At 50.6% G+C, this 12,438-nt stretch carries 23 protein-coding genes; all 23 read right to left on the minus strand.

Annotated features, from left to right (window positions below):
• Positions 1-121: 121 nt before the first annotated feature.
• Complete coding sequence (gene fbaA / locus FIV45_RS14385) at positions 122-1,189, minus strand: class II fructose-bisphosphate aldolase (protein ID WP_099475048.1); 1,068 nt, start codon at positions 1,187-1,189, stop codon at positions 122-124.
• A gap of 178 nt (positions 1,190-1,367) precedes the next feature.
• Positions 1,368-1,799: a 50S ribosomal protein L17 gene (gene rplQ / locus FIV45_RS14390; protein ID WP_099475047.1), complete on the minus strand. Its 432-nt coding sequence runs from the start codon at positions 1,797-1,799 to the stop codon at positions 1,368-1,370.
• A gap of 64 nt (positions 1,800-1,863) precedes the next feature.
• Positions 1,864-2,880: a DNA-directed RNA polymerase subunit alpha gene (locus FIV45_RS14395; RefSeq protein WP_099475094.1), complete on the minus strand. Its 1,017-nt coding sequence runs from the start codon at positions 2,878-2,880 to the stop codon at positions 1,864-1,866.
• 115 nt (positions 2,881-2,995) lie between these two features.
• Entirely contained in the window at positions 2,996-3,382 is a 387-nt protein-coding gene (rpsK, locus tag FIV45_RS14400) for a 30S ribosomal protein S11 (RefSeq protein WP_099475046.1), read from the minus strand.
• An 11-nt stretch (positions 3,383-3,393) separates the two neighbouring features.
• Positions 3,394-3,762, minus strand: a complete 369-nt coding sequence (rpsM, locus tag FIV45_RS14405; protein WP_099475045.1) for a 30S ribosomal protein S13 — start codon at positions 3,760-3,762, stop codon at positions 3,394-3,396.
• 136 nt (positions 3,763-3,898) lie between these two features.
• Positions 3,899-4,549, minus strand: a complete 651-nt coding sequence (locus tag FIV45_RS14410; RefSeq protein WP_099475044.1) for an adenylate kinase — start codon at positions 4,547-4,549, stop codon at positions 3,899-3,901.
• A complete protein-coding gene (gene secY / locus FIV45_RS14415) occupies positions 4,546-5,889 on the minus strand; it encodes a preprotein translocase subunit SecY (protein ID WP_099475043.1) in 1,344 nt (447 codons plus the stop codon). Before secY ends, FIV45_RS14410 begins: the two co-directional genes overlap by 4 nt.
• Before the next feature lie 30 nt (positions 5,890-5,919).
• Positions 5,920-6,402 (minus strand): 50S ribosomal protein L15, encoded by a 483-nt coding sequence (gene rplO / locus FIV45_RS14420; protein ID WP_099475042.1) that lies wholly within the window; start codon positions 6,400-6,402, stop codon positions 5,920-5,922.
• A gap of 50 nt (positions 6,403-6,452) precedes the next feature.
• A complete protein-coding gene (gene rpmD, locus FIV45_RS14425) occupies positions 6,453-6,641 on the minus strand; it encodes a 50S ribosomal protein L30 (RefSeq protein ID WP_099475041.1) in 189 nt (62 codons plus the stop codon).
• Positions 6,642-6,645: 4 nt separating this feature from the next.
• Positions 6,646-7,203: a 30S ribosomal protein S5 gene (rpsE, locus tag FIV45_RS14430; RefSeq protein ID WP_099475040.1), complete on the minus strand. Its 558-nt coding sequence runs from the start codon at positions 7,201-7,203 to the stop codon at positions 6,646-6,648.
• A gap of 22 nt (positions 7,204-7,225) precedes the next feature.
• The gene (gene rplR / locus FIV45_RS14435; protein WP_099475039.1) at positions 7,226-7,588 is read right to left on the minus strand and encodes a 50S ribosomal protein L18; all 363 of its coding nucleotides are present in this window, start codon (positions 7,586-7,588) and stop codon (positions 7,226-7,228) included.
• Between the two features lie 12 nt (positions 7,589-7,600).
• On the minus strand, positions 7,601-8,134 hold the full coding sequence (gene rplF, locus FIV45_RS14440; protein WP_099475038.1) for a 50S ribosomal protein L6: 534 nt from the start codon (positions 8,132-8,134) through the stop codon (positions 7,601-7,603).
• Between the two features lie 11 nt (positions 8,135-8,145).
• Positions 8,146-8,544 carry a 30S ribosomal protein S8 gene (rpsH, locus tag FIV45_RS14445; protein WP_099475037.1) on the minus strand — a complete coding sequence of 133 codons (399 nt, stop codon included), beginning with the start codon at positions 8,542-8,544 and terminating at the stop codon, positions 8,146-8,148.
• Positions 8,545-8,559: 15 nt separating this feature from the next.
• The gene (gene rpsN / locus FIV45_RS14450; RefSeq protein ID WP_099475036.1) at positions 8,560-8,865 is read right to left on the minus strand and encodes a 30S ribosomal protein S14; all 306 of its coding nucleotides are present in this window, start codon (positions 8,863-8,865) and stop codon (positions 8,560-8,562) included.
• 20 nt (positions 8,866-8,885) lie between these two features.
• On the minus strand, positions 8,886-9,437 hold the full coding sequence (gene rplE, locus FIV45_RS14455) for a 50S ribosomal protein L5 (protein ID WP_099475035.1): 552 nt from the start codon (positions 9,435-9,437) through the stop codon (positions 8,886-8,888).
• Positions 9,437-9,757 (minus strand): 50S ribosomal protein L24, encoded by a 321-nt coding sequence (gene rplX, locus FIV45_RS14460; protein WP_099475034.1) that lies wholly within the window; start codon positions 9,755-9,757, stop codon positions 9,437-9,439. The genes rplE and rplX overlap by 1 nt, the downstream gene beginning before the upstream one ends.
• Positions 9,757-10,125, minus strand: a complete 369-nt coding sequence (gene rplN / locus FIV45_RS14465; RefSeq protein WP_099475033.1) for a 50S ribosomal protein L14 — start codon at positions 10,123-10,125, stop codon at positions 9,757-9,759. Before rplN ends, rplX begins: the two co-directional genes overlap by 1 nt.
• Positions 10,126-10,167: 42 nt before the next feature.
• Positions 10,168-10,401, minus strand: a complete 234-nt coding sequence (gene rpsQ, locus FIV45_RS14470) for a 30S ribosomal protein S17 (protein WP_099475032.1) — start codon at positions 10,399-10,401, stop codon at positions 10,168-10,170.
• A complete protein-coding gene (rpmC, locus tag FIV45_RS14475; RefSeq protein WP_099475031.1) occupies positions 10,394-10,597 on the minus strand; it encodes a 50S ribosomal protein L29 in 204 nt (67 codons plus the stop codon). The genes rpsQ and rpmC overlap by 8 nt, the downstream gene beginning before the upstream one ends.
• 15 nt (positions 10,598-10,612) lie before the next feature.
• Positions 10,613-11,026 (minus strand): 50S ribosomal protein L16, encoded by a 414-nt coding sequence (gene rplP / locus FIV45_RS14480; RefSeq protein WP_099475030.1) that lies wholly within the window; start codon positions 11,024-11,026, stop codon positions 10,613-10,615.
• Between the two features lie 6 nt (positions 11,027-11,032).
• A complete protein-coding gene (gene rpsC, locus FIV45_RS14485; protein WP_099475029.1) occupies positions 11,033-11,770 on the minus strand; it encodes a 30S ribosomal protein S3 in 738 nt (245 codons plus the stop codon).
• Positions 11,770-12,150 (minus strand): 50S ribosomal protein L22, encoded by a 381-nt coding sequence (rplV, locus tag FIV45_RS14490; protein WP_099475028.1) that lies wholly within the window; start codon positions 12,148-12,150, stop codon positions 11,770-11,772. The genes rpsC and rplV overlap by 1 nt, the downstream gene beginning before the upstream one ends.
• 5 nt (positions 12,151-12,155) lie before the next feature.
• The gene (gene rpsS, locus FIV45_RS14495) at positions 12,156-12,434 is read right to left on the minus strand and encodes a 30S ribosomal protein S19 (RefSeq protein WP_099475027.1); all 279 of its coding nucleotides are present in this window, start codon (positions 12,432-12,434) and stop codon (positions 12,156-12,158) included.
• Positions 12,435-12,438 lie beyond the last annotated feature (4 nt).

The raw sequence follows: 12,438 nt of genomic DNA on the forward strand, positions 1-12,438 counted from the left end.
ATGACAGCTCCATGATAAAAGCCCGGCCCCACTGAATTTTTTGTTTTCCAGAAAGCCGGGTTTCATGAAAAAAGGCGGCCACCGGACCGCCTTTTGTATAGTTTTTCGCCTTAAGGGGCCTTTACTGGGCCAAAGACTTGCCTGCAGAGCCCAAATCGGCAATTGCCTCATCAAGCCGGGCAATGAAGCCTTCCTCGCCTGCGCGCAGCCATTTACGAGGGTCATATTGCTTCTTGTAGGGGGTGCCGTCTTCCGGGTCGATCTGGTATTTAAAGGCCCGGGCGTTGTCCATAACATATTTACCGACAGATTCGGCGAAGGCAAACTGGGTGTCCGTATCAATGTTCATCTTGAAAACACCATATGTCAGGGCTTCTGCAATCTTGGCTTTTTCGGAACCGGACCCCCCATGGAACACCAGGTTCAGGGGATTCGCAGCTGTGGCGTGGGTTTCCTGCACCAGCGCCTGGCTGTTGCGCAGGATTTCAGGCCGCAGCTTGACATTGCCCGGCTTATACACTCCGTGTACATTGCCAAAAGACGCTGCGACAGAGAAATGGCCCAGCGGCGACAGCAGGTCATAGGCCTGCAACACATCTTCTGGCTGGGTATAAAGATGGGAGCTGTCCGCCCCTTCCTCGATTTCATGGCCCACACCGTCTTCTTCGCCACCGGTAATGCCCAGTTCAATCTCCAGGCTCATATCCAGAGGCGCCATGCGTTTCAGCATCCGCGCACATTCAGACAGATTATCGTCAATGCTCTCTTCCGACAGGTCCAGCATATGAGACGTATAGAGCGGCCGGCCTGTCGCCTTGTAATGGCTTTCGGAATGGTCAATCAGGGCGTCTACCCATGGCACCAACTTGCGATTCGCATGATCCGTATGCAGGACGACGCAAATGCCGTAATGCTCGGCCAGCAGATGCACATGCTGCGCCGCGGATACCGCGCCCAGGACTTTTGCCTGAAAACCGTCCGACATACCCTGCCCGGCATAGAATTGCGCGCCGCCATTGGACAGCTGAATGATGATATCGCTTTTATTCTTGGCCGCGGCTTCCATCACCGCATTGACGGAATCAGTTCCCACGCAGTTCACCGCCGCCAGGGCGTAGCCGCCTTCCTTACAGGCATTCACAAGTGTGATATAGTCTTCGCCGCTCACGACGCCAGGTTTGAGAGCCATAAGATTAGTCCTTGATTGATTTAAATGAGTTTCGATAATTATAGGAATTGTGGCTGTTATCGCAACCCTTAAAGGCACTTGTTTGCCTTATTCCATCCCCCCGATCAACTTAAGCCCATAAAAAAGGCAGCCCCGAAGAGCTGCCCTTTACATTCTGTAATCAGAAGCCGATTTCGCCTTAGGCGGCTTCGGTTTCGTCTGCAACGATTTCCTGTACCGGACCGCTGTCTTTGCCTTTGGCATCAACATCACGATCGACCAGTTCGATCACAGCAACCGGCGCCGCGTCACCATGACGGAAGCCAGCTTTAAGAACACGGGTGTAACCGCCGTTACGTTCCTTATAACGTTCCGCCAGAACATCGAACAATTTCTGTACGATTTCCTTGTCAGACGCCGGCAATTTGGAGAGAGCCTGACGACGGGCATGCAAGGAACCGCGTTTGCCCAAAGTGATCAGACGCTCAACGATCGGGCGCAGTTCTTTGGCTTTTGGCAAAGTGGTTACAATCTGCTCATGCTTCAAAAGAGCACTCGCCATGTTTGAAAACATCGCTTTACGATGTGAACTTGTTTTATTTAGCTTACGCCCAGCTCTGCGATGGCGCATATCTCTTACTCCTTGAGGGGGTATCCTTAACCTTGAAGGACCCTACCCAATTAAATATCCAAAATTAGAATTCTTGTTCCATTTTCTTGACGAGTTCGTCAATATTTTCAGGCGGCCATCCCGGATTATCCATTCCAAGACGTAAGCCCATGGTCGAAAGAACCTCTTTAATTTCATTCAGGGACTTACGGCCAAAGTTCGGCGTGCGCAGCATTTCAGCTTCGGTCTTCCGAACCAGGTCACCGATGTAAACAATGTTGTCGTTCTTCAGGCAGTTTGCTGAACGAACAGACAATTCCAGCTCATCAACGCGACGCAACAGGTTGCGGTTGAAGTCAGGCTCATCAGATTCTTTTTCAGACGCGGCGGCTTCCGGCTCGTCGAAGTTGACGAAGGTCTGAAGCTGGTCCTGCAGAATACGTGCGGAAAAGGCCAAGGCATCTTCCGGTGTAACCGTGCCGTCTGTTTCAATGGTCATGATCAGTTTGTCATAGTCAAGGATCTGACCTTCGCGGGTATTTTCCACGCGATAGCTGACTTTGCTGACCGGGCTGAACAGGCTGTCCACCGGGATCAGGCCAATCGGCGCATCATCCGGACGGTTGTTGACCGCAGCCACATAACCTTTACCGGTTTCAACGATCAGTTCCATGCGCAATTCGGCGCCGTCATCCAATGTACAGATGATCAGGTCCGGATTGTGAATGGTGACATCCGCAACTTCGCTGATCTGGCCGGCGGTAACTTCGCCAGGGCCCGTGGCTTGAAGCGTCAGGCGTTTCTTGTCTTCGCCTTCCATTTCAACCGCGATCTTTTTCACATTCAGGACCACGTCGGTAACGTCTTCCCGAACTCCTGGAATGGAAGAGAATTCATGCAGTACGTTATCCACATGAATGGACGTCACAGCCGCACCCTGCAGGGACGACAGCAATACCCGGCGCAATGAATTGCCCAAAGTCATGCCATAGCCGCGCTCCAGCGGTTCTGCAACGATAGTCGCCTTTCTGCGCTCTTCACCTTCTTGTTTGATGTCAAGCGTAGTTGGCTTAATAAGTTCCTGCCAATTCTTTTGGATCACTGTAAAACCCTCGTTAAGTTCCTGGTTTGAATTTGCCCGGTCGACCACCGGTCTGTCAGGCAAATACCATAAAGCCCTGCTCCCGGATCCCGGCAGCAGGGGGCTTCAATCTTGCTTAAACGCGACGACGTTTCGGCGGACGACACCCGTTATGGGGAATCGGCGTCACATCGCGAATGGTCGAAATGGTAAAGCCAATGGACTGCAATGCCCGCAGCGCTGATTCGCGCCCTGACCCAGGTCCCTTGACTTCAACTTCAAGCGTTTTCATGCCATGTTCCTGGGCTTTCTTACCAGCATCTTCCGCCGCCATCTGCGCCGCATATGGCGTAGACTTACGGGAGCCTTTAAAGCCCATCGCACCAGCAGTTGACCAGGAAATCGCATTTCCCTGCGCATCTGTAATGGTGATAATGGTATTGTTGAATGTGGAATTCACGTGGGCAACCCCATTCGTGATATTCTTGCGCTCGCGGCGCTTCACTGTTTTATTGTCAGCCATTATTCAATACCTTATTTCTTCTTACCAGCGATGGCAACAGCTTTACCTTTACGGGTGCGGGCATTCGTGCTTGTCCGCTGGCCTCGTACAGGCAATTTCTTACGATGACGCAAACCGCGATAGGACCCAAGGTCCATCAGCCGTTTGATGTTCATCGCAGTGTCACGACGAAGATCACCTTCCACCATACAATCACTATCGATTGTTTCGCGGATTTGGATGACCTGCGCATCACTCAGCTGGTTCACCCGGGTAACCGAATCAATACCAACCTTCTCACAAATCTCTTTCGATATTGCAGGACCAATCCCATGGATATAAGTCAATGCAATCTCCACCCGTTTCCCGGTGGGTAAGTTCACGCCAGCTATACGTGCCACGATCGTTTCTCCCGATCTAAAAAATCATAAAACTGCCCCCTCCACGGACGTACCGTGAAGTGGCGCGATTATATGTATTAAAAGCCCGCAGTCAACCTCGGAGATCAAACTTGAACAAATTTTTTCGCCGAACGACCTACAGGTTTGTTAATACGTCATTTATCTGGTTGGTGACATCATTGATATCAGCCATACCATCAATTGTCTTCAAAACACCTTTTTCTGCATAGTAGGGCAGCAAAGGCGCCGTTTGTGCGTGATATGTTGCCAGTCGGGAAACAACCGTTTCACGGTTATCATCCGCCCGGCGGGTGAAATTCGTAGAACCACAGCTGTCACACACGCCAGCTACTTGTGGTTTGAGGTTCGTATCATGGTAACCCTGATTACAGCTACTACATGTATAGCGTCCTGTAATCCGGTCAACAAGAGATTCGTCGTTAACCTTCATTTCGATGACAGCATCGACTTTCAGGTCTTTTTCCGCCAGCAGTTTGTCCAGGGCTTCCGCCTGGGCCACTGTGCGGGGAAATCCGTCCAGAAGAAAACCGCCCTTGCAGTCGTCTTCTTCAATTCTGTCGGCAATGATCCCGATCACGATCTCATCCGTGACCAGCTTACCGGCATCCATAAATTCTTTTGCTTTTTTGCCAATCTCGGTCTGATTGGCGACCGCGGCGCGTAACATGTCGCCCGTAGAGAGTTGCACCAGGCCCTGGTTTTTCATCAGACGAACGGCTTGCGTTCCCTTGCCTGCCCCGGGAGGGCCCAATAGTACAACAATCATCTGCGTTTTCTCCCTTTGCCGCGGATCTTCGATTTCTTCATCAGGCCTTCATATTGATGGGCCATCAGGTGACTGTGAATCTGGGCGACCGTATCCATGGTCACACTGACCACGATCAAAAGCGAGGTTCCGCCAAAGTAAAACGGAATGGCATATTTGGCGCGCAGGACTTCAGGCAACAGACACACGAGGGTCAGGTAAAGTGCCCCGACAAACGTCAAGCGTGTCAAAACAAAATCAAGATAGTTGGCTGTATTCTTGCCCGGACGGATCCCGGGAATAAAGCCACCGTATTTTTTCAGGTTGTCCGCTGTCTCTTCCGGGTTGAACTGAATAGCCGTATAGAAGAAACAGAAAAAGATAATACCGGCCGCATACAACGCCATATACAGCGGCTGCCCAGGTCCAAGCAGGGTCGTGACCGTTGTCATCCACTCCGGTCCGCCGTCAGCGGCAAAGCCGGCAACTGTCATCGGCATCAGCAGCAAAGAAGACGCGAAGATCGGCGGGATAACCCCGGCGGTGTTCAGCTTCATCGGCATATGGGACTGTTCGCCCTTGGAGGCGCCGGTCGCGGTCTGACGTTTCGGATACTGGATCAGGAGACGACGCTGGGCGCGCTCCATAAAGACGATAAAGCCAATCACGGCGGCTACCATAATCAGGAGGCCCACAATCACCAGAGGCCCGCCGAGCTGGCCTTTGGCACTCAGTTCAAGCGTTCCGACGATGGCAGACGGCAACTGGGCCACGATACCAGCGAAGATGATCAGGGAAATCCCGTTCCCTACCCCGCGGGCTGTAATCTGTTCGCCCATCCACATCAGCAGCAAAGTCCCGCCGAGCAATGTAATCACGGTCGTCGCAATAAAGAACACGCCGCCATCATCAAGGGCGATACCGCCGGACTGCATGCTGGTCGCAATCGCGTACCCCTGAACAATGGTCAGAATCACGGTGCCGTAACGGGTATATTGATTGATTTTCTGACGGCCTGCCTCACCTTCTTTTTTCAGCTCGCCAATGCGCGGTGAAATGGAAGTCATCAACTGCATGATGATGGAGGCCGAAATATAAGGCATAATACCAAGGGCAAAAACACTCATCCGCTGAATGGCGCCGCCATTGAACAGATCGAGCATGCCGAGGATGCCGGATTGATTTTGCTCGAACATCCGCGCGAGTTCAATCGGGTTAATGCCCGGCAGAGGCACATACGTCCCCAGCCGATAGGCAACAAGGGCAAACAGGGTAAACCAGATGCGCTTTTTCAGTTCCGTCGCCTTGGAGAAAGCACTGAAATTCAGATTTGCTGCAAGTTGTTCAGCTGCTGATGCCATCTAATATTATCCCTGTTGCCAATATTTTTATTATTCAGAAGCTTCCGCAACGGCTGGTGACGTTACAGTTACCTTGCCGCCCGCTTTTTCAACAGCTGCGATGGCAGCGGCTGATGCACCGGACACTTCAATCGTTACTTTTGATTTCAGTTCACCTTTGGCCAACAGACGAACGCCGTCTTTAACACCATTAACAACACCGGCTGCGTGCAGCAGTTCGATGGTGATGGCTTTTTTGGCGTCCAGTTTCTTGGCGTCAATAGCTTCCTGCAACCGACCAAGATTAACCGGCACAAATACTTTGCGGTTAATATTGTTAAAGCCACGTTTTGGCAGACGCTGATAAATCGGCATCTGACCGCCTTCGAAGCCTTTAATTGCAACACCGGAACGGGACTTCTGGCCTTTTACACCGCGTCCACCGGTTTTGCCGGTGCCAGAACCAATACCACGCCCAATGCGTTTGCGGTCTTTGGTGGAGCCTGGCTTATTGGCTAATTCATTAAGTTTCATGGTTCTTACCTTGTCACCTGTACCCTATACATAAACTATATAAGGCGAGATTAAACTTCTTCAACCTTTACCATGTGGCGAACCTTGCGGATCATGCCACGAACAGCTGGCGTATCTTCCAGCTCCCGGGTGCGGTTCATTTTGTTCAGACCAAGACCGATGAGCGTTGCCCGTTGATCCTGCGGACGGCGGATCGGGCTACCGATCTGCGTTACCTTAACTGTTTTCTTACCTGCCATCAGACTACTCCGTCACTTCCTGAGCAACCGTGTCCTGTCCGCCGCGACGGCTGACAATGTCACTTACTTTCTTGCTCCGTTTCGACGCAATCATCCGCGGCGAACACTGTTTTTTCAAAGCGTCAATTGTGCCGCGAACCATGTTGTAAGGGTTAGAAGACCCCAATGATTTCGTCACAACATCCTGTACGCCAAGTGCTTCGAACACTGCGCGCATCGGACCACCGGCGATAATACCGGTACCCACAGGCGCAGAGCGGATCACAACCTTGCCGGCGCCGTGGCGTCCGTCGATGTCATGATGCAATGTCCGGCCTTCCCGCAGGGGGATGCGTACCATTGATTTTTTCGCGTCTTCTGTTGCCTTGCGGATCGCTTCAGGAACTTCGCGGGCCTTACCCTTACCGAAGCCTACCTGACCCTTACCATCACCAACGACGACAAGCGCAGCGAAACCGAACCGGCGACCGCCCTTGACCACTTTGGCCACGCGGTTGATGTGAACCAATTTCTCAATCAGGTCACTTTCCGGCTGACGGTTATCTCTTTCAGACCGTGCCATATTGTCTTCCCTTCAAATACCTTTAGAAATTCAGACCAGCTTCGCGAGCGGCGTCGGCCAGAGCCTTGATCCGGCCGTGGAAAAGAAAACCACCCCGATCAAAAACAACTGTATCAACGCCAGCACTTTTCGCGCGGCCTGCAATCAATTTTCCGACTTCTGCTGCAGCTTCGGAGTTGCTTCCAACTTTCAAAGCTTTCTTCAAATCAACATCCAATGTGGATGCTGCTGCAACAGTCACACCATTCGCATCATCAATAACCTGGGCATAGATATGCTGGTTTGTACGATGCACAGAAAGGCGAGGCCGTCCTGCTGCCACCTTGCGGAGATTAGTCCGCACCCGTTGGCGGCGACGGTTGAATAATTTTTTACCATTAAGCATAACGACCACCTATTATTTCTTCTTGCCTTCTTTGCGGAAGACAAATTCATCAGAATACCGCACACCCTTGCCTTTATAAGGCTCTGGTTTACGCCATTCACGAATTTCTGCTGCAACCTGACCCACAAGCTGTTTGTTGATGCCGGAGATGACGACAGTCGTCTGATCCGGACATTTCACATCAATGCCTTCTGGGATGGGATATACAACATCATGACTGAAGCCAAGCTGAAGCGTAACAGTTTTACCCTGTACCGCTGCACGATACCCGACACCAACCAGCTGCAGTGTTTTGGAAAAACCTTCCGTCACACCATCAACCAGGTTGCTGACCAGCGTGCGCTGCATGCCCCACATGGACCGTGCCCGCTTCGTATCACCAATCGGCATTACAGAGATATTGCCATCTTCCATCTTCACGTCAACATCGTTGACGAATGTCATGGACAATTCACCTTTGGGACCCTTGACGAGCAAATCTTTGCCGTCAAGTTTTGCTTCAACACCTTGCGGCACAGCAACTGCTTTTTTACCAATTCTAGACATATAACCTATCCTTAGAATACTGTGCAGATGATCTCGCCACCAACATTCTGATCACGCGCTTCAGAATCGGAGAGTACACCTTTTGGGGTTGATACAATTGAAATACCCAGGCCATTCCGCACCCGTGGCAGATCCGCCACAGAAGAATAAACCCGAAGACCCGGTTTGGAAACGCGTTTGATTTCGCGAATAACCGGTTGGCCTTCATGATATTTCAGCTCAATATTAATCTGCGGCTTTCCGGTCTGATCGTCAGCACGGTTATAACCACGTATGAAGCCTTCACGTTCCAGTACATCAAGCACTCGCTGACGCATGTTGGACGCAGGCGAACTAACAGAACTTTTATTAACACGTTGTCCGTTGCGGATGCGTGTAATCATATCTGCTAGAGGATCACTCATTGACATTTTGCCTGTCCTCCCTTACCAGCTCGATTTCGTTACACCGGGAAGATAGCCAGAAGAGGCCAGATCACGGAGTGAAATACGGGACATTTTAAATTTACGATGATAGCCACGGGGGCGACCAGTTACCTGACAGCGGTTGCGCAGACGAGTTGCCGCACTATTGCGGGGCATCTTTGCCAGCTTCAGACGCGCCATGAACTGCTCTTCAGCAGACAATTCCGGGTCGACAGCCGCTTTTTTCAAAGCCGCACGTTTCTCAGCAAACTTTGCCACCAAACGCTCACGCTTCATATTCTTTTCAACAGCACTTACTTTAGCCATTTCAAATTTCCTTGCCTATTCTATTTTTGGAAAGGCATCTGGAAACCATCGAGAAGCGACTTGGCTTCTGCATCGGTTTTTGCAGATGTACAAATGATGATGTCCATTCCCCGGGTATCGTCTACGTCATCGTAGGAGATCTCAGGAAACACCAGCTGTTCTTTCAGACCGAGAGCATAGTTGCCCCGACCATCAAAACTGGTTGGCTTGACACCGCGGAAGTCGCGAACACGTGGCAATGCGATCTGGATCAGACGATCCAGAAACTCATACATCTGATTTCCCCGGAGGGTAACCTTACAGCCAATAGGCATTTCTTCACGAAGTTTGAACGACGCAATAGATTTTTTCGCGCGGGTGGTGACAGGCTTCTGACCGGAAATCTTAGTCATTTCCTCAACAGCTTTTTTAATCTTTTTGCTGTCGCCGACGGCTTCACCAACACCCATGTTGATTACAATTTTCTCAAGGCGAGGAATTTCCATCACATTGGCAAAATTGAATTCTTTTTGCAAATCGGCGCGGACTTTACTTTCGTAAACTTCGCGCAAACGAGGAGTATAAGCAGTCATTAGATTACTTCCCCTGATGCTCTAGAGATGCGGACCTTGGTCCCATCTTTTTCAATTTTATATCCAGCTTTGGTTGCCTTATCGGACTTGGGATCGATCAGCGCCAGGTTTGACACATGAATCGGAGCTTCCTTCGTCTTGATACCGCCTTCTTCTGTTTGAGTCTGACGTGTATGGCGCTTAACCAAATTGATACCCTTAACAACGGCACGAGATTCGGATGGAATCATGCGAATGATTTCACCTTTCTTGCCTTTGTCCTTACCGGTAAGAACGATAACTTCATCGCCCTTTTTAATTTTAAACTTTGCGGTAGCCATTACAGCACCTCCGGTGCGAGAGAGATAATTTTCATATGGTTAGCTGCACGCAGCTCACGTACCACAGGGCCAAAGATGCGGGTACCGATAGGCTCATTCTGCTTGTTGATCAGAACGGCAGCGTTGCCGTCAAACCGAATAGCAGTCCCATCAGACCGTTGAACATCTTTTTTAGTGCGGACGATTACAGCACGATGCACCTGACCTTTTTTCACTTTGCCGCGAGGAATCGCTTCCTTAATACTGACGACAATGACATCGCCGACCCCAGCCACTTTACGGTGGGAGCCGCCGAGTACCTTGATGCATTGAACCCGGCGAGCGCCAGAGTTGTCAGCAACGTCAAGATTGGTTTGCATTTGAATCATTGGTTCATTCCAACTTAGTTACATTTAATCCGAAAACACCTTTTAAGCGTTTTCAACAATTTTCCAAGTCTTATTTTTGGAAATCGGACGACATTCTTCAATTCGAATGATATCGCCCACTTTACAAGCATTGTTTTCATCATGTGCGTGGTACTTTTTAGTCCGGCGCACAACTTTATGAATCAATGGGTGCTTAAAGCGACGTTCGACCAAAACGACAACAGTTTTGTCATTCTTGTCACTGACAACTTCACCTTGCAAAATACGTTTAGGCATTGGATCCTACCTTCTCTGATTGGTTAAGCAGCGTGCGTACGCGGGCAATATCCCGACGTACAACACGCACACGTGCAGTATTTTCCAACTGAGCTGTTGCTCTTTGAAAACGCAGGTTGAACTGCTCTTTTTTCAAATCGAGCAGCAGGCCATTCAATTCGTCTACTGACTTACCACGAAGTTCTGATGTTTTCATCTCGAACACTCCTATCTATTCGCCAAGACGCGTAACGAAACGCGTTGCGATTGGCAGCTTGGCGGCAGCACGTTCGAAGGCTTCACGGGCCAGTTCAAGCGGCACGCCATCCATTTCAAACATAATACGACCAGGCTTTACTTTACATGCCCAGAATTCCACAGAACCCTTACCTTTACCCATACGGACTTCGGCAGGTTTTTTGGAAACAGGCACATCCGGGAAGATGCGAATCCACACTTTACCTTGACGCTTGATGTGACGTGTCATGGCACGACGGGCAGCTTCGATCTGTCGGGCTGTTATTCTTTCCGGCTCAAGCGCCTTCAGACCACAGGACCCAAAAGTGAGCGCAGTGCCCCCTTTTGCAGTACCTTTGATACGGCCTTTATGCGCTTTGCGGAATTTCGTCTTTTTCGGTTGAAGCATAACTAATTACCTCGCGTTCCGAGGAGATCTTGGACGCCGGTCTCTGCCACCTGCGTTACCACCAGAACTCTTCTGCATTTCATTGATGCGGTTGTCACGAGCCATTGGATCGTGTTCCATGATCTCGCCTTTAAAGATCCAGACTTTGACGCCGATGATACCGTAAGGTGTCTTGGCTTTGCTTTCAGCATAGTCAATGTCGGACCGCAGCGTATGAAGCGGCACGCGGCCTTCACGATACCATTCCGTACGGGCGATTTCAGCACCCCCCAGACGGCCGGCCGTGTTGATCCGGATACCAAGGGCGCCGAGACGCATTGCGCTCTGCATAACCCGTTTCATGGCGCGACGGAAAGCAACCCGACGTTCCAGCTGCTGACAGACACTGTCGCCAACCAACTGGGCATCGATTTCCGGCTTGCGGACTTCAACGATATTCAGGCTCACATCAAGGGCCTTGGTCATCGCGGCAATAGATTTGCGCAGAATTTCAATGTCCGCGCCTTTCTTGCCGATGATCACGCCAGGACGAGCGGAGTAGATTGTCACCCGGGCTTTTTTAGCCGGACGTTCAATCACCACACGGCTGATCGCCGCAGCTTTCAGCTTCTCCATCAGATAGGCGCGAATGGCCAGGTCTTCATGAAGCAGCGTTGAATAGTCATCTCCACTGGCGTACCAGCGGCTGTCCCAGGTGCGGTTGATCCCAAGGCGAAGACCGATTGGATTAACTTTTTGACCCATTATGCTTGCTCCTCAACCTCGCGGACCATGATCCGGATGCGACTGAATGGTTTTAAAATTTTGCCCGTACGTCCCCGTGCCCGAGGGCGGAAACGTTTCATGACCAAAGACTTGCCAACGCTGGCTTCTGCAACAACCAGGCTGTCTACATCGAGACCGTGGTTGTTTTCTGCATTCGCGATTGCGCTTTCAAGAACTTTTTTCACATCACCGGCAATACGGCGTTTAGAGAAAGTGAGATCCGCAAGTGCTCTTTCAACTTTCTTGCCACGAATGAGACCAGCGACCAGATTAAGTTTCTGGGGGCTAACGCGAACCATTTTGCATGTTGCAATTGCTTCGTTGTCTGCGACGCGACGTGGTGCTGTTTTCTTACCCACGGCTACTACCTCTTCCTAGCTTTTTTGTCTGCACCGTGACCATAATAGGTCCGGGTCGGTGCGAATTCACCAAGCTTATGGCCAACCATATCTTCTGTGACATACACAGGGATAAATTTGTGACCGTTATGTACATTAAAAGTCTGTCCTACGAACTGCGGCAAAATTGTTGACCGACGAGACCATGTCTTGATCGGTGAATTTTTGCCTGAGTCTGTCATTGCTTCAGATTTCTTAAGCAAATGAAGATCGACGAACGGACCCTTCCAAACTGAACGTGCCATTTGT

Origin of the sequence: Paremcibacter congregatus (genome assembly GCF_006385135.1) — a bacterium.
GTDB classification, from domain to species: domain Bacteria; phylum Pseudomonadota; class Alphaproteobacteria; order Sphingomonadales; family Emcibacteraceae; genus Paremcibacter; species Paremcibacter congregatus.

Bases quoted from the DNA above. Each gene is read 5' to 3' on its own strand.
- rpsE (WP_099475040.1), bottom strand. From the start codon at position 7,203: ATGGCACGGTCTGAAAGAGATAACCGTCAGCCGGAAAGTGACCTGATT.
- rplX (WP_099475034.1), bottom strand. From the start codon at position 9,757: ATGGCTACCGCAAAGTTTAAAATTAAAAAGGGCGATGAAGTTATCGTT.
- rpsH (WP_099475037.1), bottom strand. From the start codon at position 8,544: ATGTCAATGAGTGATCCTCTAGCAGATATGATTACACGCATCCGCAAC.
- rpsQ (WP_099475032.1), bottom strand. From the start codon at position 10,401: ATGCCTAAACGTATTTTGCAAGGTGAAGTTGTCAGTGACAAGAATGAC.
- rpsN (WP_099475036.1), bottom strand. From the start codon at position 8,865: ATGGCTAAAGTAAGTGCTGTTGAAAAGAATATGAAGCGTGAGCGTTTG.
- rplE (WP_099475035.1), bottom strand. From the start codon at position 9,437: ATGACTGCTTATACTCCTCGTTTGCGCGAAGTTTACGAAAGTAAAGTC.
- secY (WP_099475043.1), bottom strand. From the start codon at position 5,889: ATGGCATCAGCAGCTGAACAACTTGCAGCAAATCTGAATTTCAGTGCT.
- rpsK (WP_099475046.1), bottom strand. From the start codon at position 3,382: ATGGCTGACAATAAAACAGTGAAGCGCCGCGAGCGCAAGAATATCACG.
- rplF (WP_099475038.1), bottom strand. From the start codon at position 8,134: ATGTCTAGAATTGGTAAAAAAGCAGTTGCTGTGCCGCAAGGTGTTGAA.
- rpmC (WP_099475031.1), bottom strand. From the start codon at position 10,597: ATGAAAACATCAGAACTTCGTGGTAAGTCAGTAGACGAATTGAATGGC.
- rplR (WP_099475039.1), bottom strand. From the start codon at position 7,588: ATGCTTAATGGTAAAAAATTATTCAACCGTCGCCGCCAACGGGTGCGG.
- rpsS (WP_099475027.1), bottom strand. From the start codon at position 12,434: ATGGCACGTTCAGTTTGGAAGGGTCCGTTCGTCGATCTTCATTTGCTT.
- fbaA (WP_099475048.1), bottom strand. From the start codon at position 1,189: ATGGCTCTCAAACCTGGCGTCGTGAGCGGCGAAGACTATATCACACTT.
- rplN (WP_099475033.1), bottom strand. From the start codon at position 10,125: ATGATTCAAATGCAAACCAATCTTGACGTTGCTGACAACTCTGGCGCT.
- rpsC (WP_099475029.1), bottom strand. From the start codon at position 11,770: ATGGGTCAAAAAGTTAATCCAATCGGTCTTCGCCTTGGGATCAACCGC.
- rpmD (WP_099475041.1), bottom strand. From the start codon at position 6,641: ATGGCAGGTAAGAAAACAGTTAAGGTAACGCAGATCGGTAGCCCGATC.
- rplP (WP_099475030.1), bottom strand. From the start codon at position 11,026: ATGCTTCAACCGAAAAAGACGAAATTCCGCAAAGCGCATAAAGGCCGT.
- rplO (WP_099475042.1), bottom strand. From the start codon at position 6,402: ATGAAACTTAATGAATTAGCCAATAAGCCAGGCTCCACCAAAGACCGC.
- FIV45_RS14410 (WP_099475044.1), bottom strand. From the start codon at position 4,549: ATGATTGTTGTACTATTGGGCCCTCCCGGGGCAGGCAAGGGAACGCAA.
- rplQ (WP_099475047.1), bottom strand. From the start codon at position 1,799: ATGCGCCATCGCAGAGCTGGGCGTAAGCTAAATAAAACAAGTTCACAT.